Origin of the sequence: Dyadobacter sp. 22481 (assembly GCF_052044875.1) — a bacterium.
Lineage (GTDB): Bacteria > Bacteroidota > Bacteroidia > Cytophagales > Spirosomataceae > Dyadobacter > Dyadobacter endophyticus.
The window spans coordinates 1,239,927-1,259,977 of the sequence record NZ_JBQENV010000001.1; the positions used below are offsets into that span (position 1 = coordinate 1,239,927).

Below are 20,051 nucleotides of genomic sequence, written 5' to 3' on the forward strand. Positions count from 1 at the left end.
AAGCGGAAGGGTTAAAAATTAATTAAATGGGTGCTGCGCATGGTATTGTGATATTCTTTCCCGGTTAAACAAAAAAACGCCGGCCTCACAGAAGCCGGCGTTTCGTGCAATTATATAATGGTTAATCTTGTGTCGGATAAACCTTATCCGGCGTATTGTAGTAATCAGCCATTTGCGCTGTGTCTTTGCTCACACTGGGAGTGGGGGTTTTGTAGTTTCTCGGCGAGTTCAGCGGATTGATTTCCACTCCTTCCGGCTTGTATTCGCGCGTCACGACGAGCGTGGCTGGGCGAGGTGCATATTTGGGCGTCGTGCTCACATACCTGGTCTGGTACTTGCCGAAGCGTTCGACAGTCCGGATGTTTGCGACGCGTATCGTATTTTGATCCTTACCGGCTGCTTTGGCCTGCGCGGCTTTGTTCGGATGCTTGTAATTGTAAACTGAAATGCCGGGATCGACGATCGACTGCGCACTGGCGGCGATGGTGAACAATCCTGCAATGAATATGGCTGTTAAAAACGGGACTTTTTTCATGTTTGGTAATCGTTTATTCTCACTTTATCGGCCCCTGGTGATAGGGGATTTCATGAAAATTAACAACAGAAAAAAGCATTGCCAAATGTTCTAATAACTCACAAAACGGCTGTTTTGGCAAAAACAAGGCGCTATATTAAGCCAATGTTAATCAAAAAAGGAGGAATTGCTGAAATCGGGTTTCCGGGAAAAGTGGTTTTGGTTAAAAAGTAGCTACGGGCAGGGAAATCAAGTAAAAAGAAGCCCTGCGCGAATTCCGGAAAAATTTTTGATTTTAATCAGTTTCTAACCACTTTCTAATCTTTACGGCAATTCGGGCCTATTTGAGCAACGCGTACGTCGAAGTCTGGATGCCCTTACAGATGCGCTCCATCGGCAAATCGTTGCTGTCCTCGCCGAACGGATCCTCGATTTCTTCGGCAATCACTTCAAGGCTGGCCAGGATGTAAAATACGAACATCACGAACGGGATGACAAGGAAATGTAGGCTGAACACGTAGCCGATTGGCAGCGTAAGGCAATAAATGAAGATGAATTTTTTGATAAAAGAGCTGTAAGACAGCGGAATAGGTGTGTTCTTGATGCGCTCGCAAGCCCCGCAGATATTGGTAAAACCTTCAAGTTCGTGGTTTAATAGGATGGTATGCTCGGGCAGCAGCACGCCCTTCCGTTGTAGCTCGATGACCTTGGAAAACAATGAAGCGGCGATCTGGTTGGGGATATGGTCGGTCGTGATGAGCGACGATTTTTTGTAAAGCGCGGTGTCTTCAAACTCGTCGGACCTGTAATGGTTGCGCAAGTGGTTTTTCAACGCGAATGCATAGTTAGGGATCATTTTCGTGAAGAACTCTCGCTCTGCAGCATATTCCGGCCCGATCAGCGCGGCGATCTTCAATGCGAGGTTGCGGCTGCCGTTCATCAGTGAACCCCATTGTTTGCGGCCTTCCCACCAGCGGTCGTAGGCAGTGTTGGTGCGGAACACGAGCAGCATCGAAATCACAAAGCCGAGCAGCGAGTGCATCAGCGAGATGTTTTTCAGGTCGTTGTTCTCGGTGATTTTAAGATGGATGATGATAATGTAAGCAACAATACTGGAATAAGCCGCCATTATAAGGATCATCGGCGCCAGTTTGCGGACGGTGTCGGCCTTCTGGAAATAGAAAATATAGCGGAACCACTCTTTGGGGTTGTAATCGATCATACTAGCTTGACCTGGTCGATGAGCTTGAAAAATTCTTTAAAACATTTCGCAGTTAGGCGGGCATCTTCCAACGCATTGTGTGTCTCTTCCTCCCGCTCGAACCCGAAATAGCTGGCCACTGAGCCGAGGCTGAGGGATCGCGGCACCTGTTTGCCGTTCTTTTCGAGGATCTGGAAGAATAAATAGGAGACGGTGTGGAGGTCGAGCATTTTGTTGGAGAAGCCCCATTTTAATTTCTCGTTGCGGTAGGCATAACGCAGGAAATTGATATCGTTGATCACGCTCTGTCCGCAAATAATGACGTTGGCAAGGCTCGGCTTACCGACATTGAGTTTTTTGATCCACTTTTCAAATTCGGGGATCACGTCGTAAATCATCGGCGCATCTTCCAGGTCGTCGAGCGAAAGCCCGTGAACCTCTTCGGATTTGACTGAAAATGCCTCCTCATTTTCGGGATACACGTTTTGCAGGTAGGTGCCGAGCGACCGCCAATTGTCGTCAAAAAACTCCGCGCCGATCTGGATAATCTCGTTCCAACCCGGTTCCGGCCCGGTCATTTCGATATCTAAAACAAGGAAGGACATAGGCAGGCTAGCGGGGCTGTGTGAAAAATGGTCATGATTTGGAAACTCAAACTTATAGTTTTGTGTACAAAATTATGCAATCATTGCATGCAAGAAGATTCTACAAACACTCATTTATAGCAAATGGCTATTGATTTTAAAGAAATTCCGTCCCCGTGTTTCATATTGGAAGAGGAATTGCTCCGTAAAAACCTCGAACTGATCGACTCGGTCCAGAAGGCGGCGGGATGCCAGATTATCCTCGCATTGAAAGGATTTTCGATGTACAGTGCCTTTCCGATCGTGAAGGAATACCTCTCAGGCGCCACTGCCAGCTCACTCAACGAGGTGAAGCTGATCAACGACTTTATGGGCTACCAGTCGCATACTTATATGCCGGCGTACCTCGACAGCGAGTTTGAGGAGATCATGCAGCGCAGTAGCCACATTACTTTCAATTCCCTGAGCCAATGGGAGCGCTTCCAGAGCAGGGTAGAGGCTTACAAAGCGACTAACCCCGGTAAGACGCTTTCATGCGGCATCCGCGTAAACCCGCAGTACTCGGAGGTGGCCACCGACATGTATAATCCGTGCGTACCGGGCTCGCGCCTGGGTGTTACGCGCGACAAGCTGCCCGACGAGCTTCCCACAGGGATCGACGGCATTCACTTTCATACGCTGTGCGAAAATGGCAGCGATACCTTAGAACGCACGCTCGAAGCATTGGAAGCGAGGTTTGGTGATTTGCTGCATCAGGCCAAATGGCTCAACATGGGAGGCGGGCACCTCATGACGAGGGAGGGATACGATATTAGTAAGCTAATAAAATTAGTTAGTACTATCAAGGCAAAGTACAATCTGGAAGTAATCCTCGAACCGGGTTCAGCCATCGCCTGGCGCACCGGGATTCTGTATACGACCGTGCTCGATGTCCTCGATAGTCAGGGCATTGATGTGGCTATATTGGACACCTCCTTCGCGGCTCACATGCCCGACACGCTGGAGATGCCTTACAAGCCGGCTATACGTGGCGCGCACCAGGAGCGGGTGGCAGGAAAACCAACTTACAGGCTGGGTGGAATGACCTGTCTGGCAGGGGACTATATGGGTGATTATTCGTTCGATAAACCGCTCGAAATCGGAGATAAAATCATATTCGAGGATATGATCCACTATACCATGGTAAAGACTACCACATTTAACGGTGTTAATTTGCCTTCCATTGGGATATGGAAAGCTGATCAAAATTTTCAGCTGGTTCGTTCTTATGGCTACGAAAGTTTCAAAGACAGGTTATCGTAGTAAATGTAGACAATTTATTTAAAATCGGTTACAAAATAGAAAGCGGCGTTCCCGGAAATGTTCTAAATGACATTCGGGAACGCCGCTTCATTTTTGAGGGCAAAGTGCATTAAGTGCCGTGTAAATGCACCGGGGTTTTATAGCTTCGGCAACATCGGGAATAGCCTTCTTACTTCCTCCGCATTTGGTTGTTTCCCGTACTCAGTTATCTCAAAAACCTCCACGTATTTTACCTTTTCCGCCTTCTCCGTGCCATACCATTTTTCCAGGGAAGCCCTGATTTCAGGCGTTACCGAGGAGCGCCTTTCCATGGATTTGAGCAGCCAGTTTTTACGTTCGGTTGCGTCTTTGGGAACGTTAGCAAGATTGCCGTCGGTCCAGGGGAGCCACTCATAAAATTGGGAAACGTGGGCATCCAGCCCGTCGACTTTTTTAGCAAGATTTTCCGTGATATCGATAGCAATATCCGGCCGGAACGGGTTTGGTCTTTGAAAGCGGTCGCGGAAATACAGAAAAACCGGGTTCTTTGTTAAAGGCGGCACGCTGCTGAGAATATTGGGTACGATAACCAGGTAAGCCGCATCCTGCACAACTACGCCCGTATTGCGGTGGTCGGGATGGTAATCGTTTGTACGGGGCGCAATGACCACGTCGGCGTTCCATTCGCGGATTTTGCGGATTACCGCCATGCGGTTTTCGAGGGTGGGCAGCAATTCGCCATCGTGGTTGTCGAGGACATCGTATTGGATCCCCCAGCGGCGTGCAGCTTCCTGCGCTTCTTTGTAGCGACGGTTAGCCAATTCTCCGCCGCCGATATCCTGGTGGCCCATGTCGCCGTTGGTGAGCGAAACGAATTTCACCTTGTGCCCCATCGACGAGTAAATAGAGGCAATGCCGCCAGCGCCGAGGTCGCAGTCGTCGGGGTGGGCACCAAAGACGATAATGTTGAGCGGTTTCTTCGCGTCGGCGGCTTGCTGGGCCATCGCGGTGACACCGCAAAATAGCAATGCGGGAAGGAAGAGTAACTTTCTGATCATTTTTTAAGTGGTTATAAAAGGTTTGGAATAAGTGCAAAATAGAAATTAATCTATTGCCGGGGGCCGCGATAGCCCCATTTTCTATGCAAACCAATCAAATTGACCAATGATGGGTATGTGCAGGCAGGTAATCGAAAATATAAATTTTTCAACAGCCTTTTTTTAAATGGAATTTTACCCATTTTATGAAGCCTGTAAGCCCGGCACTTTTCGGCAAAAAGCGCGATTCCAGTGTATAGGGCACGAAAAATTTATATTTGATAACCCGTCAGACTTCCAGGGTATTACTGTATTCCAGCCAAATATTTAAATAGGGCACGCTTAGATTCTTCTAATAATCCTGTATCTTTGTATCCCGTAATCATAGAAAAACAGCAAAGTCTTATGGCTTCCAAAGCACGAAAGACCGCTAAGTACATTTTCGTTACGGGCGGTGTTACATCTTCACTTGGCAAGGGAATCATTGCCTCATCACTAGCTAAATTACTTCAAGCGAGAGGTCTCTCAGTCACGATCCAAAAATTTGACCCATATCTGAATATCGATCCGGGAACCATGAACCCTTACGAGCACGGCGAATGCTACGTAACGGACGATGGGGCCGAAACCGACCTCGATCTGGGCCATTACGAGCGTTTTTTGAACGTTCGCACTTCACAAGCAAACAACGTTACAACGGGGCGTATCTACCACAACGTTATTACTGCCGAGCGTCGCGGCGATTTTCTTGGAAAAACCGTACAGGTCGTTCCGCACATTACCGACGAGCTGAAAAGAAACATGCTGTTGCTGGGCCAGTCCGGCGATTACGATATTGTGATTACAGAAATCGGTGGTTGCGTAGGGGATATCGAATCCCTGCCGTTCCTGGAAGCGGTTCGTCAGGTGAAATTCGAAATGGACCAGCAGGACACGCTGGTGATCCACCTTACATTGATCCCTTACCTGAACTCGGCAGGCGAGCTGAAAACCAAACCGACGCAGCACTCGGTAAGAATGTTGCAGGAATCGGGTATCCAGCCCGACATCCTCGTGTGCCGTACGGAGCACCCGCTGCCGTACGATATCCGCAAGAAAATTGCGTTGTTCTGTAACGTACAGGTCAACTCGGTGATCGAAGCGATGGATGCGGATACAATTTATGCCGTGCCTTTGCTGATGCTGAAAGAGCGCCTTGACCAGCGCGCATTATATATGCTCGACATTTATAATGATAAGGACGTAGACCTCGACTCGTGGAAGACTTTCCTTTCGAGACTGAAAAATCCGATCGATTCGGTTCGCATTGGTCTGGTGGGTAAATACGTGGAGCTGCACGATGCTTACAAGTCGATCATTGAGTCGTTTATCCACGCGGGAGCGGCCAACGAATGCAAAGTGAATATCGAGTGGATCCATTCCGAAAGCCTTACTGCCGAGAATGCCGTTGAAAAACTGGAAAACCTTGATGGTGTGCTGGTAGCTCCTGGCTTTGGCGAGCGCGGTATCGAAGGCAAAATCGCCGCGATCCAGTATGTGCGCGAGAACAATATTCCTTTCTTCGGGATCTGCCTCGGTATGCAAATGGCCGTGATTGAATATGCCCGTAACGTGATTGGCTGGGAAAATGCGCATTCGGTTGAAATGGATGCCGCTACCGATCATCCGGTGATCCACCTGATGAAAGATCAGAAAGATATTTCAAATAAAGGAGGCACGATGCGTCTGGGGGCTTATCCATGCCGCATTAAGAAAGACACATTGGCGCACAAAATCTACGGCAAGACCAATATCAGCGAGCGCCACCGTCACCGCTACGAATTCAACAACAAATTTTTGAAAGAATTCGACGAAAAAGGGCTGATCGCCACCGGTATCAACCCGGACAACAATCTGGTTGAAATGGTCGAGCTGCCTACCCACCCATTCTATATTGGGGTACAGTTCCACCCCGAGCTGAAAAGCACGGTGATGAACCCGCACCCGATCTTCGTTAATTTCGTAGCTGCGGCATTATCCTATTCATTGCAAAAAAGGTCGGTAGAAACCTTGAATCCGGTTTCCCACTGATCACATTTTAAGGCCTGTTAAGCCAAAAAACTTGTTACCTTTGCCGCCTTACAAGCGGTATGTTATTTCAATAATTTAAAGTAAATAATGGATAAAAATTTTGTAATCGGCCTGGTCTTGATCATGCTGATGCTGATAGGCTACCAGGTGCTGGTTCCGAAACCTGTGGAACCTACCCCGGTAGCGGAGGTGAAGAAGGAAGCTGCCAAGCCCGCGTCTGTCACTTCGGATACTACCCAAAAATCCTCACAATCAGTCGATTCCACTGCGGTTCCTCAAAAAGACCTGGTAATCGAAACAAAGGACGCCCGCGTGGTTTTTACCAACAAGGGTGGGGTAATGAAAGAGGTGATGTTGAAAAACTACAAAACCTACGATCAGAAACCACTTTACCTGATTGCCGAAAATCACAACACCTTCCAGATCGATTTGCCTACGCAAACCGGCGATGTAAGACTGACAAACCAGACTTTCACGACCGACGCGCAGGACCGTACATTGGCTGAGAAAGATTCGGCGGTAATCACTTACCGTACCACGATCAAAAACAACCAGACGGTAGAACAAACCTACGTGGTACGCGGCAGCGGTTATGTAATCGACTACGGTATCAAGGCCAGCGGTGCATTGCCGGCCAACAAGTCGGTGGAATTCCATTGGGATAACGACCTGCTGCAACTGGAAAATGACATGAAGAAAAACCGTGAAGTGGTTACCGTTAACTACTACACGGACGCGCTGAAAAGTCTTCCTACCAGCCCGACTTCCAATGAAGAGGAAAAGACGGCCGATCCTGTTAAATGGTTTACGATTAAACACAAATACTTCCTGGCCGGTCTGATCGCGGAAAAAACGCCGCTGACGAACGTGACCCTGCGTGCCAATGTGAACCCGGAAGATTCGGTGATCGTGAAAAACATGAACATTTTCGCGGGTATCCCGACGGCCGCAGTTCAGAAAGGGGATGCCAACTTCCAGTTCTACCTCGGTCCAAACGAATACCACATTGTGGATAAGGTAAAAGCGGAGAACTTCGACCAGAACGTTTACCTCGGTTACGCATTCCTGAAACCGATCAACAAATTTGTCCTCGTTCCGCTTTTCAACCTGCTCGAAGGATTTGTGAGCAATTACGGCTTGCTGATCATCCTTTTGGTATTGTTTGTCAAAACGTTGCTCACGCCGCTGACTTACAAATCGTACATCAGCATGGCGAAAATGCGTATCCTCGGGCCAGAGCTCGAACAGATCCGTGAGCAGAACAAAGACGACCTTGCGAAGCAGCAGCAGGAACAAATGAAGCTTTATCAGCAGGTAGGCGTGAGCCCGCTCAGTGGTTGCGTGCCGGTACTGGCAACAATGCCGATCCTGTTCTCGCTTTTCTTTTTGTTCCCCAACCTGATCGAGCTGCGCCAGCAGTCGTTCCTGTGGGCAAGTGACCTTTCCACTTACGACTCGTTCTTCAAGCTGCCGTTCAGCGTTCCTTTCGGTATTGGTAACCACATCAGCTTGTTCACGATCCTGATGACGATTTCCAGCATTGGTTATGCCTATTATAATAACCAGAATACTCCGACACAGCCAGGACCGGTGAATATGAAGGCATTGGGTTACGTAATGCCCCTGATGTTCATGTTCATCCTGAATTCGTTCCCGGCTGGTCTTACGTTCTATTATTTTGTTTCGAACGTGGTAACGATCGCGCAGCAGTTGTTGATCAAGCGTTTTGTAAATGAGGAAAAAATCAAAAATATCCTGGAAGAAAACCGCAAGAAAAACGCTACCGGCGAGAAGAAGCAAAACAAATTCCAGAAATACCTTGAAAAGTCGTTGCAGGCTGCGGAAGAGGCGAAAAAGAAGCAAGCTGAATTAGAGAAGAAGACTAAGAAGAAATAAAAGGTTTTTTAGATCGTATTAATAAAGGGCAATGTTCCGGTTGGGATATTGCCCGTTTTTTTCCATTTTGGGCAGGTTTTTTGTATAAGAAAGATCAGCACAATCTTGACCCCGAAATCCTGATGAGAGTTATCTTTTTTTTGATTTTGACCGTTCAGATCGGCTTGTATCAGACGACTTTCGGACAGGGTAATGCCCAGGCGGAAAGCAGGTACCGGTCGGCCCTGGCAGATTACAAACAAGGCAGATATGCTGTGGCGATGGATAAGTTTTATCCCATGACCAGCGTCAACGCCAAAACGGCCTATTCTCCGTACGCACATTACTATTATGCATTGAGCGCCTATCAGCTGAAACGCTATAAGGATGCCAGACCGATGCTGCTGCAATTGCAAAGCCGGTATCCCGGTTGGAATAAAATCAATGACGTGTATTACCTGCTGGGGGCGGTAAACCTCGCAAACGGGCAGATTACCGAAGGCCTGGACCAGCTTGGGAGGATTAAGGAATCGTCGCTGAACAAGGATGTGCAGGCATTGAAACAGCATCACCTGGGCGAAATCAAAGACTTCCTGAAACTGAAAGACCTGCAAAAACAATATCCTTCCGACCGCGATATCGCATTGATGGTGTACCAATCCATTCAATCGGCGCGCACTCCCGCGCAAGGCGATCTGGCCTATGCCGACCAGCTTGACAAGCAGTTTAAATTCCGGAAAAGCGAAAAGGTAGAGGAAGCACCGAAACGCAGTGCGCCGAAGTCGGACACGCAGTGGACGAAAGGTTACCTGGATGTTGCCGTGTTGTTACCGTTCCGTCTGGATGAATTCAGTACTTCCAGACGCCGTTCCAATCAGTTTGCCTACGACTATTATCTGGGGCTGACGGTAGCGAAAGAGCAGCTCCAAACGGAGGGAATCACTGTTAACCTGTGGGCTTACGATGTTAGCAACGATGTAAAGAGCATGCAGGCGATTGCAGATAACAAAAACTTTCAGCTCTCGGATATGGTCATCGGACCATTGTATGCGGGCACTTTCGATGTAGCAGCCGATTTTGTTTCCGGAAGCAATGCAATTATGCTCAACCCGCTTTCAACGGACGCAAACTTGCTGAAAGGCGGCAATATTTACCTGGGTCATCCTTCCATCACCTTTCAAACCCAGAAAGCCGCACAATGGATGCGTACCCTTTCGCCGGGACTCAATACGGTAATTTATTACGGCAATACTCCCAAGGATTCGGCCATGGCGGCTTCCTACGCAGCGGAATGGAAGGCAAAGGGAGGGAAGGTAACGAGCATATCCAAAATCCAGCCTGACCGCGAATCGCTGGAAAGCAAGATCCCGTCATTTGAAACCAACAAACCGGCCCATATTGCCTTGTTTTCGTCGGATGGAGAATCGGGAGGAAACCTGATAGAGGTATTGAATGGCCGTAAATTGAACACGCTGCCGGTATTGGCTACTTCGACGAGCTTCAACAGCCAGCAATCGCGTTTGTCGCGCTATGGCTCACGACTGTCGCTCATCGACGCGGACCACGTAGACCGCGAGAAAGAAACGATCCGCCAGTTCCAGAAGAATTATTATAATAAAACCAGTACTTTTCCTTCGGTGTATTCCTACCAGGGCTATGACCAGCTGCTTTTCTTTGGTCGTATGCTTTCGAAATACAAGGATAAGCTCCCTGCTGGCCTGCAATCGCGCAAGTTTGGTAGCGAAGAGTTCCTGCTGTCGGGTTTTGACTATACCAAAGCGAATGAAAACCAGATTACACCTGTCCTGAAATACAGCGGCTCCAAATGGGTACCTGTGGACAGATAATACCAACCTTTTTAACAGAATGAATACTTCAACGAGCCAGCAACTTTTCGAGAAAGCACAAAATTATATTCCCGGTGGGGTCAATTCGCCTGTGCGCGCATTCCGTGCGGTAGGGGGCTCCCCGCTGTTTATCAAATCGGCCAAAGGCCCCTACATCTACGACGAGGACGGCAACGAATACATCGAACTGATCAATTCCTGGGGCCCGATGATTCTCGGGCATGCGCATGAACTGATCCAGAAAGCCGTTTCCGACGCAATTCAGCATTCATTCTCTTTTGGCGCGCCTACTCGCAAGGAAGTGGAAATGGCGGAACTGATCGTTTCTATGGTGCCTTCGATCGAGAAGGTGCGGATGGTGAACTCCGGGACGGAAGCTACGATGTCGGCCATACGCGTAGCGCGCGGGTATACAGGTAGGGACAAGATCATCAAATTCGAAGGCTGCTACCACGGCCACGGCGACAGCTTCCTGATCGCAGCAGGTAGCGGGGCAGTTACATTTGGCACGCCCGATAGTCCGGGTGTGACAAAAGGCGTTGCCAACGACACATTAACCGCCCCTTACAACGACCTTGAAGCGGTCCAGCAACTCGTGGATGTCAACAAAGGCCAGGTCGCGGCGCTGATCCTCGAACCGGTCGTGGGTAATATGGGCTGTGTACTCCCAAAAGAAGGCTTTTTGCAAGGCCTGCGCCGCATTTGCGATGAAGAAGGCATTGTGCTGATCCTCGACGAGGTGATGACCGGCTTCCGTCTTTCTAAGGGAGGAGCGCAGGGAAGATTCGGAATTACGCCGGATTTAACGACGTTAGGAAAAATAATAGGTGGAGGAATGCCCGTAGGAGCCTATGGTGGCAAGGCTGAGATCATGAATTGTGTTTCACCGGCCGGACCCGTATATCAGGCGGGTACGCTTTCTGGTAACCCTATCGCCATGGCTGCAGGGTATACCATGCTTACGTATTTGAGTGAGCATCCGGAAGTTTACACGCAGCTCGAAAACTCCGGCAGCAAGCTCGCCAACGGTTTCCGCGCTTCGATGGAGAAGTTAGGTTTGAACTACACGTTAAACCAGATCGGTTCCATGTACACGCTGTTCTTCACGCCAAATGCCGTGACGGATTTCCCATCAGCCAAGTCATCGGATCTGCCGCTTTTCGGCAAGTATTTCCATGCCATGCTGAACCGCGGCATTTACATGGGCCCAAGCCAGTTTGAAGCAATGTTCCTCTCCACGGCACTAACGGATGCGCATTTGGATAGGATTATTGCCGCGAATGAGGAAGCGCTTGTGGAGATAACTCGGTAACATTGAGGCATTCAATCATTCACTCATTCAAAATTGAACTCACGCCGCTACTCGATCATCATCCCCGTTTACAACCGTCCCGACGAGTTGGAGGAACTGCTTGGCTGTCTAGCTGTGCAGACTTACCGCAATTTTGAGGTGGTAATCGTTGAAGACGGTTCAAAAATTAAAGCTGACGAAGTCGTAAAAACTTTCTCAGACAAACTCGACATTTATTACCATTACAAAGAAAACGGCGGCCAGGGTTTTGCGCGTAACCACGGTTTCGAGCGGGCTGCGGGCGACTATTTCATATTGCTGGATTCGGATGCATTGATCGAGCCGAACTACCTCTCCATCGTCGAAAACCGCCTGAATACCGACTATGTTGACCTATACGGCGGGCCTGATACGGACCATCCTTCATTTACACCCATTCAGAAAGCCATTAGTTACTCGATGACGTCGGTGTTTACAACAGGCGGTATTCGCGGTAAGAAGAGCAATATGGGTGGTACCTTTCATCCTCGGAGCTTCAATATGGGCCTCTCGCGTAAGGTGTGGGAGCGTACGGGAGGGTTTCTGACAAGCCGGATGGGAGAGGATATCCTGTTCAGTATCGCGGCATTGAGGTTGGGTTTCAAGTCGGCATTGATCCCCGAGGCATTTATCTACCACAAACGCCGCACGCAGTTCGGGGCGTTTTTCAGGCAGCTGAAATTTTTCGGTCGCGCGCGCATTAACATTGCCCGCTATTATCCCGACGAGCTGAAGCTCGTGCATACATTCCCGTTACTATTTACGCTCGGTGTTTGCAGCATTCCATTGTGGTACTTCATTTTTGAGCCATTCTTTTATCTCGGATTGTGGTTCCTGGCCATTTATGTCGCATTGTTGTTCATTGATGCATTCCGCAAAACGAAGAGCGCAGAAGTTGCATTCCTGAGCATCGGGGCTGCATTTGTGCAGCTTTTCGGCTACGGAATAGGCTTTGTTCAAGAAGGATGGAAGAGGCTTTGGGAAAACAAATCGCATAGGGAAACAGGGGCGGCGATTGAGTATCCTTCGTAAAGTTGGCAGGTGTAGTTACGAATAGCCAAGAGTTTAAAGCAAAAGAGGCAGTTCCCTGGAAACTGCCTCTTTTGCTTATATAATACTCCAATACGCGATCTGCTACTTCTGACAGAAATAGACAATCTCCTCGCCGGGCAACGAATACCGCAAAACCTCGGCTTTGCTCAGTTCATCCATTACAAACCGGTCCTCGGTTACTTTGAAACCACCTTTTTCCAGTTCACGACCGTAGTTGCGGCCAAACAGGCGCAGGTGGTCGTTTTGAAGGAAATGGATTTCGCGTTCCTTCGGATCGGTGATCGTCGGGTCTTCGTAGGTTACTTCGTATTTCATGTCCTGCGGGGATTGGATCAATGCCCAGCCGCCCGGTTTGAGCACACGGTGGAGCTCGCTCATGGCGAGAATATAGTCGTCGACGTGTTCCATCACATGGTTGCAAATGGCGACATCGAAAGTGTTTTCTGGAAAAGGGATCTGGTGGATGTCCATTTTCACCTTGGCGAGGGGAGATTCGATGTCGGCGGTAATGTAATCCAGGTTTTTCATCTGTTCGAAACGGTCGATGAAGCAGTATTCGGGCGCTACGTGCAGGACTTTGAGGTTGGCGGTATAAAAATTGGTTTTGCGCCTCATATACAGCGCCATCAGGCGGTGGCGTTCGAGCGACAGGCAGCTAGGGCACAGCGCGTTCTCGCGGCTCGACGTGTTGCGGCCGTAGGGGAGGAACTTACGGTATTTGCTGCTGCACACCGGGCATTCCACTTTATTGCCGATATAAAAGATGCTGAGTAACCGCGCTGCCCAATGTCCGACAAGTTGAAGGTAGGGACGCGGAATGTAGCGCAGAACTAAACTAATGATGGATTTCATTAAACCAATTAACTAAAAATTAATAATTTTAGGATCATAACATCGAATAGCCTGTTTAATGATCCCCTCGATTGACCCGAAACCACCTGGTAAACGACTGATAAAAAGAATGTCGACCCGCACAAAATGGATGATTCTCGCTCCGTTGGGCTTGTTGCTGTTCAGTTTTGGTCTTACCGTTCTCAGCGAAGCGGCGCACCAGCGGCGCATTGGAGAGCCTACGCAGGTTTGGGTCGTATTAGGGCTTTACAGTCTAGCACTTATAAACGGGGGCCTGATCATGTTCGGTGAGGCTCTGCGTTTCCGTATCCTGCTCGATGTCCGTCGCGAAACGCGGCGTAGCATGCGCCAGCTGCTGCGGAAGGTCAATCTGAAAGCTGCTTCGGGAAAACACAAATCCTCTAAAAAAGCAAAAAGCCCTACCAAAACAGATTGACAGGACTAGTTGAATAGCATTTCCGAAGAGGCTTATTATTTTTTATTTGCTTCGAATTGAGCCTTGATAGCCTCAACGTCAACATTGCGCACTTCTGGTTTGCGTAGAAGGTTTTTGATCTTCGCAGTGCGGTTGTTTGCTACTGCTTTGTTTCTGCGACCTTTACGTTTTAATTCCGTAACTCCCATTGTAAAAGTTGTTTTGTGAAAGAGCCGCAAAATTAAGCATTTAAACGTAAATATTGCACTCAATAGTCATAAATATTGCATAACCTGCCCTAACTTTACGGTTTCATTGGCCATTCAAGGCCGAAATCGATAGCATTATTATAATGAGTAAACCATCTCTTGCCCGCGGAACCCGTGACTTTGGTCCGGAGCAAATGGCAAAGCGTACTTTCATTTTCGACACTATCCGACGCTCTTTCCAACGATATGGTTTCCTACCATTGGAAACCCCCGCTTTCGAAAACCTGTCGGTTCTGATGGGTAAATATGGCGAGGAAGGCGACCAGCTGCTCTTCAAATTGCTCAATTCGGGCGATTTCAGCGGCAAGCTCACCGACAGCGACTGGAAAGAAGGATATAAGCCTCTAACGACCAAAATTTCCGAAAAAGGGCTGCGCTACGACCTTACCGTGCCATTTGCACGCTACGTGGTGATGAACCGCGGTACACTGGCAATGCCTTTCAAGCGGTACCAGATCCAGCCAGTCTGGCGCGCCGATCGTCCGCAGAAGGGGCGTTACCGCGAGTTTTACCAATGCGACGCCGACGTGGTAGGCACCGATTCACTGCTTTGCGAGGCCGAAATCGTGATGCTTTTGCATGATATCCTGCCTGCATTGGGGATTAACAACTTTACTGTAAAGATCAATAACCGCAAAATCCTGACCGGCATCGCCGACATGATCGGGGCGCACGGAATGGAGGGACCGCTTTGTGTCGCGATTGATAAATTGGATAAAATCGGGAAGGACAAAGTGGTTGAGGAACTCCTCGAACGCGGTTTCGCTTCTGATAGTATCGATAAGCTCGAACCGATTTTCAGTCTTTCAGCCGATGAAGATCCATTTACGGAGCTGAAAAGCTGGCTCGCCGAATCGGAAGTTGCATTAAAAGGTATCCAGGAGCTGGAAGAGGTGTGGGCGATGGTGAAGGTCCTGGGGTTGGAAAATGCGAAGATCGAATTCGACGTCACGCTCGCGCGCGGGCTCTCGTATTACACAGGTGCGATTTTCGAAGTGAAGGCTAATCATGTACAGATCGGCAGTATTTCGGGCGGTGGCCGCTACGATAACCTGACGGGCACTTTTGGTGTTCCGGGTATCTCAGGCGTAGGTATTTCGCTCGGTGTCGACCGTATTTATGATGTAATGGAAGAACTGAACCTCTTCCCCGAAAGCCAGAAGACGAGTACCAAAGTGATGATCTCGAATTTCGATGAGGAGGCGTTTACTTACGGGCTGTCGATCCTGCCGAAGTTCCGGAAAGCAGGTATTAACTCGGAGATTTACCCGGATTCGGTGAAGCTGAAAAAGCAACTCGATTATGCGGACCGCAAGAGCATCCCATTTGTCATTTTAATCGGCTCGGACGAAATGCAATCCGGTTTGCTGACTTTGAAAAACATGAAAACCGGTGAGCAGGAGAAACTGAAAACGGAAGATATCATAACTTTGCTGACCCGGGAAGACCAATAACCCTATTAAATACCGACAAACGGCTGCGTGAGCAACCTATAACTTTATGAATGATAATATTTTAAGAATTGCCATCCAGAAATCGGGCAGGCTTAGTGAGGATTCTTTAAAACTGATCAAAGAATGCGGCATCCGTTTCGACAACGGTGCGGGTAAACTCAAAACCGACGCGACGAACTTTCCTGCCGAAATCCTTTTCCTGCGCGACGACGATATTCCAGGTTATGTGGAAGACGGCGTGGCACATCTGGGGATCGTAGGGGAGAATGTATCGGAAGAATCCTGCAAGGATGTGAATACCGTTCACAAGCTGGGCTTCTCGAAATGCCGCCTGTCGATTGGCGTTTTGCGCGAGGCAGTGTACAACGGCGTACAGGACCTGCAAGGCAAAAGCATTGCGACTACTTACCCTCGTTTGCTGGAACAATATCTTAAATCTCATGATGTTACGGCTGATATCCACGAGATCAGCGGATCGGTGGAGATCGCGCCGAGCATTGGCCTGGCCGATGCGGTTTGCGATATCGTGAGCTCAGGCAGCACGTTGCTGAGCAATGGTTTGAAAGAAGTGGAAACGATTTTCCGCTCCGAGGCTGTCATGATCGCCAGCAAGCACCTTTCGGATATTCAACAAGACCTGCTGGACCAGCTTTTGTTCCGAATCAAATCGGTGCAGGTAGCGAAGAACAACAAATACATTTTGCTCAACTGCCCTGTGGATGCGGTGGAGAATATCACCAAGTTCCTGCCGGGTATGCGTTCCCCGACGATCCTCCCATTGGCGACGGAAGGCTGGTGCTCGCTGCATTCGGTGATCAACGAGAACGAGTTCTGGGAGAATATCGAGAAGATCCGCCAGGCCGGTGCAGAAGGGATTCTGGTTATCCCGATCGAGAAAATGATTGTTTAAGTATGGGGTTTTGATTCTGACATTATGAATATCATTCCATTTCCGGAAAGGGCACAATGGCCTGCATTGCTGGCACGGCCCGTTCTGGAAGCCAAGGATATCGAGGCACGGGTGCAGCCTGTGCTCGAACAGGTGAAAAATGAGGGCGATGCGGGTATCAAAGCCCTCGCCCTGAAATTTGACAAAATTGAACTGACCGACCTCGCATTTTCAGAAAAAGACATTGCCGAAGCAGGTAACCGCCTCGACGATACATTGAAAGCGGCGATCGGTCAGGCTTACGAGAATATCTACAAATTCCACAAGGGACAGCTGCAAGCGCCCGAGAAGGTGGAAACCATGCCTGGTGTTACCTGCTGGCGTAAAAGCGTGGGGATCGAGAAGGTGGGGATCTATATTCCCGGCGGATCGGCACCATTGTTCAGTACAGTATTGATGCTCGGTATTCCGGCGCAAATTGCTGGTTGTAAGGAGATTGTTCTTTGCACGCCGTCAGATCATCCTGCTATTTTGTACGCGGCCAAACTTGTGGGCGTTACCAAAGCATTCCGCATTGGTGGTGCGCAGGCGATTGCGGCCATGGCTTATGGTACGGAGAGTGTTCCGAAGGTTTACAAGATATTTGGTCCGGGTAACCAATATGTTACAACTGCCAAAATGCTGGTCAGCAAAGAAGGTGTCGCGATCGATATGCCTGCCGGGCCGTCGGAAGTGGCGATCTACGCGGACGATACGGCTTTGCCCTGCTTTGTAGCCGCCGACCTGCTTTCCCAGGCCGAACACGGCGCCGACAGCCAGGTTTTATTGGTTTCAACCAGCAAAAAACTGCTTGGTTCGGTGAATATCGCATTGGCGGAGCAACTGGAAGCACTCCCGCGCAAGGAGCTAGCTGCACAGGCGATGGCCAACAGTAAAGCGATACTGGTCGAAACGGACGAAGAAGCTATTGAAATGCTTAACGAATACGCGGCGGAGCACTTGATCCTCAGCATTGCCCATGCGGAAGAGGTTACTGAGAAGATTTACAATGCCGGTTCGATATTCCTGGGGAACTACACGCCTGAGTCGTGCGGGGATTATGCTTCGGGTACTAACCATACATTGCCTACCAACGGCTATGCAAGGGCTTACAGCGGTGTTTCCGTCGATAGTTTTGTGAAAAAAATCACAGTTCAGCACATTACGGAGGAAGGTATCCGCAACATCGGGCCTACCGTAGAAGCTATGGCAGCAGCCGAATCGCTCGACGCCCATAAGAATGCCGTGAGCATTCGTTTGAAAAATCTTTTGTGAAAAATTTTAAGACCGGGAAATTTGTCCTAAATTAGAGGACAAATTTCAACGGCCTTAAAAAACACGGAAATGACAGCATACATGGTAAACGAACGTTTGGGAGGTTACGAAACCCTCAAACATGCTGTGAAAAATGATTTCGACCTGGCATACCTGGCCGAAAACGGCATTCCGAAAGCTTCTATTCAGCATCTGGCTGATTCTATCGGGATGGATATTAAAGATGTGATAGCGCTGTTGCCTGTTACTTCCAGGAACTTGCAGCGTTACAACGATATCGATCTGCTTAGCAATGTAGTTTCTGATCATCTGATCGCCCTGGCCGATCTGTTCTCCGTGGGGAACCGGGTTTTGGGTAAAGAATATTTCCTCGATTGGCTGAATAACGAGGTGCCTGCGCTGGGTAGTGAGAGACCGATCAGCTTTTTACGGACCCATGCGGGCATTGAGCTGGTCAAAACCGAATTAGGGCGCATGGAACACGGTATTTTCGCTTAATGGAGCTATTCAGGATAACAAGATCGGAATATCAGGATGATTTGAGTGGAATAGGGGCTTTCTACAACGGGGGACGATGGAACACTCCGAGAAATGCTATGCTTTATACTTCTTCACACCGCTCGCTGGCCATGCTGGAAGTGCTCGTGCACTGGCATAAAACCGTGACACCCCCGAATTACGTGATCGTTTCCCTGGAAATCCCCGATAACCTGGCGACCATTTCCGAGCCCAAACTGATTGCCGACTGGCAGGAGGACCAGCAATGGAGCAAGGACATAGGCGATACCTGGCTGAAACCGGGCAACACCCTTTTGCTGCGGGTTCCTTCGGTGGTGGTGAAGGCAGAGCAGAATTACCTCGTCAATCCGATGCATCCCGACGTTGTCTCTCTCCGGATCACCGACATTGAGCCCCTGAATTTTGATAAAAGGCTCTTCAAACAGAAATAGAATCCACACACGGCAATCGCCGTAATTTCCGATAGTATGAATAACAGTTTCGATTTAAACAAAATCCTTCGCCCGCACATCCTCACGCTGGCCCCGTATTCATCCGCAAGAGACGAATATACCGGGCATGTAGGCATATTCCTGGATGCGAACGAAAACCCGTACGGTTCGGTGACCGGCGAGAACTATAACCGCTACCCGGATCCTTACCAGGCCGAAATCAAGCAGAAACTGAGCCCGATCAAACAGGTAAGCCCCGACCGTATTTTCCTAGGGAACGGAAGCGATGAGCCGATCGATTTGCTCACGCGCGCTACGTGTACGCCCGGGCAGGACCGTGTGATTATTCTGCCGCCGACGTACGGTATGTATGAAGTGAGCGCCTCGATCCATGATGTGAAGATCGATAAGGTCTCGCTTACCAATGACTACCAAATCGATACAGAGGCCGTTCTGAATGCGGTAACGCCTTTGACAAAGATCATCTGGATCTGCTCGCCTAACAACCCGACGGGCAATGTGATGCAGCACGATGCCATCCAAACCATTCTCGAAAATTTCAGCGGTCTGGTAGTGGTAGATGAGGCTTATATTGATTTCACCAACGAGCCTTCGTGGATCGGGCATCTGGACAAATACCCCAACCTGGTCGTATTGCAGACATTCTCCAAAGCGTGGGGCCTTGCGGGCATCCGTGTAGGCATGTGTTTTGCTTCACCTGAACTGATCCGCATTCTGAACAAGATCAAACCACCCTACAACATCAGTTTGCCCGCGCAGCAGGCGTTACTGGAAGGGTTGAATGGCATCGAGAAGAAGGACAAAATGGTGGCCGACATTCTCCAGCAACGAGACGCGTTGACCGAAATGCTGCAAAGCCTGCCGATTGTGGTCAAAATTCACCCCACGGACGCCAACTTCCTGCTCGTGCAGTTCGAGGAAGCGAAGGCCGTAATGGATTATTTGATCCGTGAAACGATCATTGTGCGCGACCGTTCGCGCGTGCATTTATGCGAGGGATGCCTCCGGATTACCGTAGGGACAAAAGAAGAAAACGAAGTTTTGATCGAATCATTAAAGAAATTCCAGCCCAGGAACGTTATTGCATAGCTGGTA

Annotated in this window: 19 protein-coding genes; 13 read left to right on the forward strand and 6 right to left on the reverse strand. The window is 49.2% G+C overall.

Annotated elements, in window-relative coordinates:
- Nucleotides 1–121 precede the first annotated feature (121 nt).
- The 3 genes from ACTJJJ_RS04795 to ACTJJJ_RS04805 all read right to left on the reverse strand — a co-directional run bounded on the left by ACTJJJ_RS04795 (nt 122) and on the right by ACTJJJ_RS04805 (nt 2,320).
- The gene (locus tag ACTJJJ_RS04795; protein WP_188930077.1) at nt 122–535 is read right to left on the reverse strand and encodes a hypothetical protein; all 414 of its coding nucleotides are present in this window, start codon (nt 533–535) and stop codon (nt 122–124) included.
- Between the two features lie 319 nt (nt 536–854).
- The gene (locus ACTJJJ_RS04800; protein WP_188930075.1) at nt 855–1,736 is read right to left on the reverse strand and encodes a bestrophin family protein; all 882 of its coding nucleotides are present in this window, start codon (nt 1,734–1,736) and stop codon (nt 855–857) included.
- Nucleotides 1,733–2,320, reverse strand: coding sequence for a 3'-5' exonuclease (locus tag ACTJJJ_RS04805; protein ID WP_188930073.1), 588 nt, complete (start codon nt 2,318–2,320; stop codon nt 1,733–1,735). The genes ACTJJJ_RS04800 and ACTJJJ_RS04805 overlap by 4 nt, the downstream gene beginning before the upstream one ends.
- 123 nt (nt 2,321–2,443) lie before the next feature.
- On the opposite strand from ACTJJJ_RS04805, the gene nspC reads away from it, so the two are divergent.
- Nucleotides 2,444–3,601: a carboxynorspermidine decarboxylase gene (nspC, locus tag ACTJJJ_RS04810; protein WP_188930071.1), complete on the forward strand. Its 1,158-nt coding sequence runs from the start codon at nt 2,444–2,446 to the stop codon at nt 3,599–3,601.
- Between the two features lie 137 nt (nt 3,602–3,738).
- Here the strand turns inward: nspC and ACTJJJ_RS04815 are convergent, their stop codons facing one another.
- The gene (locus ACTJJJ_RS04815; protein WP_188930069.1) at nt 3,739–4,638 is read right to left on the reverse strand and encodes a PIG-L deacetylase family protein; all 900 of its coding nucleotides are present in this window, start codon (nt 4,636–4,638) and stop codon (nt 3,739–3,741) included.
- Between the two features lie 384 nt (nt 4,639–5,022).
- On the opposite strand from ACTJJJ_RS04815, the gene ACTJJJ_RS04820 reads away from it, so the two are divergent.
- The 5 genes from ACTJJJ_RS04820 (at nt 5,023) to ACTJJJ_RS04840 (ending at nt 12,771) form a co-directional block, all read left to right on the forward strand.
- Nucleotides 5,023–6,687, forward strand: a complete 1,665-nt coding sequence (locus ACTJJJ_RS04820) for a CTP synthase (RefSeq protein WP_426294587.1) — start codon at nt 5,023–5,025, stop codon at nt 6,685–6,687.
- Between the two features lie 87 nt (nt 6,688–6,774).
- On the forward strand, nt 6,775–8,583 hold the full coding sequence (gene yidC / locus ACTJJJ_RS04825; RefSeq protein ID WP_188930058.1) for a membrane protein insertase YidC: 1,809 nt from the start codon (nt 6,775–6,777) through the stop codon (nt 8,581–8,583).
- Nucleotides 8,584–8,705: 122 nt separating this feature from the next.
- Nucleotides 8,706–10,409, forward strand: a complete 1,704-nt coding sequence (locus tag ACTJJJ_RS04830) for an ABC transporter substrate-binding protein (RefSeq protein ID WP_188930056.1) — start codon at nt 8,706–8,708, stop codon at nt 10,407–10,409.
- Between the two features lie 19 nt (nt 10,410–10,428).
- Nucleotides 10,429–11,721, forward strand: a complete 1,293-nt coding sequence (gene hemL, locus ACTJJJ_RS04835) for a glutamate-1-semialdehyde 2,1-aminomutase (protein WP_188930054.1) — start codon at nt 10,429–10,431, stop codon at nt 11,719–11,721.
- A 33-nt stretch (nt 11,722–11,754) separates the two neighbouring features.
- Entirely contained in the window at nt 11,755–12,771 is a 1,017-nt protein-coding gene (locus ACTJJJ_RS04840; protein ID WP_188930052.1) for a glycosyltransferase, read from the forward strand.
- Nucleotides 12,772–12,873: 102 nt separating this feature from the next.
- Here ACTJJJ_RS04840 and ACTJJJ_RS04845 read toward each other — a convergent pair whose 3' ends face one another.
- The gene (locus ACTJJJ_RS04845; RefSeq protein WP_188930050.1) at nt 12,874–13,644 is read right to left on the reverse strand and encodes a class I SAM-dependent methyltransferase; all 771 of its coding nucleotides are present in this window, start codon (nt 13,642–13,644) and stop codon (nt 12,874–12,876) included.
- Between the two features lie 109 nt (nt 13,645–13,753).
- Between ACTJJJ_RS04845 and ACTJJJ_RS04850 the strand changes: the two genes are divergently transcribed.
- Complete coding sequence (locus ACTJJJ_RS04850) at nt 13,754–14,080, forward strand: hypothetical protein (RefSeq protein ID WP_229221552.1); 327 nt, start codon at nt 13,754–13,756, stop codon at nt 14,078–14,080.
- 35 nt (nt 14,081–14,115) lie between these two features.
- On the opposite strand, the gene ACTJJJ_RS04855 is transcribed toward ACTJJJ_RS04850, so the two are convergent.
- Nucleotides 14,116–14,268, reverse strand: coding sequence for a hypothetical protein (locus ACTJJJ_RS04855; RefSeq protein ID WP_015810647.1), 153 nt, complete (start codon nt 14,266–14,268; stop codon nt 14,116–14,118).
- Between the two features lie 143 nt (nt 14,269–14,411).
- On the opposite strand from ACTJJJ_RS04855, the gene hisS reads away from it, so the two are divergent.
- From hisS to hisC, 6 genes are all read left to right on the forward strand, one after another.
- Complete coding sequence (hisS, locus tag ACTJJJ_RS04860) at nt 14,412–15,782, forward strand: histidine--tRNA ligase (RefSeq protein ID WP_188930046.1); 1,371 nt, start codon at nt 14,412–14,414, stop codon at nt 15,780–15,782.
- Between the two features lie 46 nt (nt 15,783–15,828).
- Nucleotides 15,829–16,692, forward strand: a complete 864-nt coding sequence (hisG, locus tag ACTJJJ_RS04865) for an ATP phosphoribosyltransferase (protein WP_188930044.1) — start codon at nt 15,829–15,831, stop codon at nt 16,690–16,692.
- Nucleotides 16,693–16,716: 24 nt separating this feature from the next.
- Complete coding sequence (hisD, locus tag ACTJJJ_RS04870; RefSeq protein WP_188930042.1) at nt 16,717–17,985, forward strand: histidinol dehydrogenase; 1,269 nt, start codon at nt 16,717–16,719, stop codon at nt 17,983–17,985.
- A gap of 69 nt (nt 17,986–18,054) precedes the next feature.
- Complete coding sequence (locus tag ACTJJJ_RS04875; protein WP_188930040.1) at nt 18,055–18,483, forward strand: antitoxin Xre/MbcA/ParS toxin-binding domain-containing protein; 429 nt, start codon at nt 18,055–18,057, stop codon at nt 18,481–18,483.
- Nucleotides 18,483–18,935 (forward strand): RES family NAD+ phosphorylase, encoded by a 453-nt coding sequence (locus ACTJJJ_RS04880; RefSeq protein ID WP_188930038.1) that lies wholly within the window; start codon nt 18,483–18,485, stop codon nt 18,933–18,935. Before ACTJJJ_RS04875 ends, ACTJJJ_RS04880 begins: the two co-directional genes overlap by 1 nt.
- 36 nt (nt 18,936–18,971) lie before the next feature.
- On the forward strand, nt 18,972–20,045 hold the full coding sequence (gene hisC / locus ACTJJJ_RS04885) for a histidinol-phosphate transaminase (RefSeq protein WP_188930036.1): 1,074 nt from the start codon (nt 18,972–18,974) through the stop codon (nt 20,043–20,045).
- The last annotated feature ends 6 nt before the right edge of the window (nt 20,046–20,051 follow it).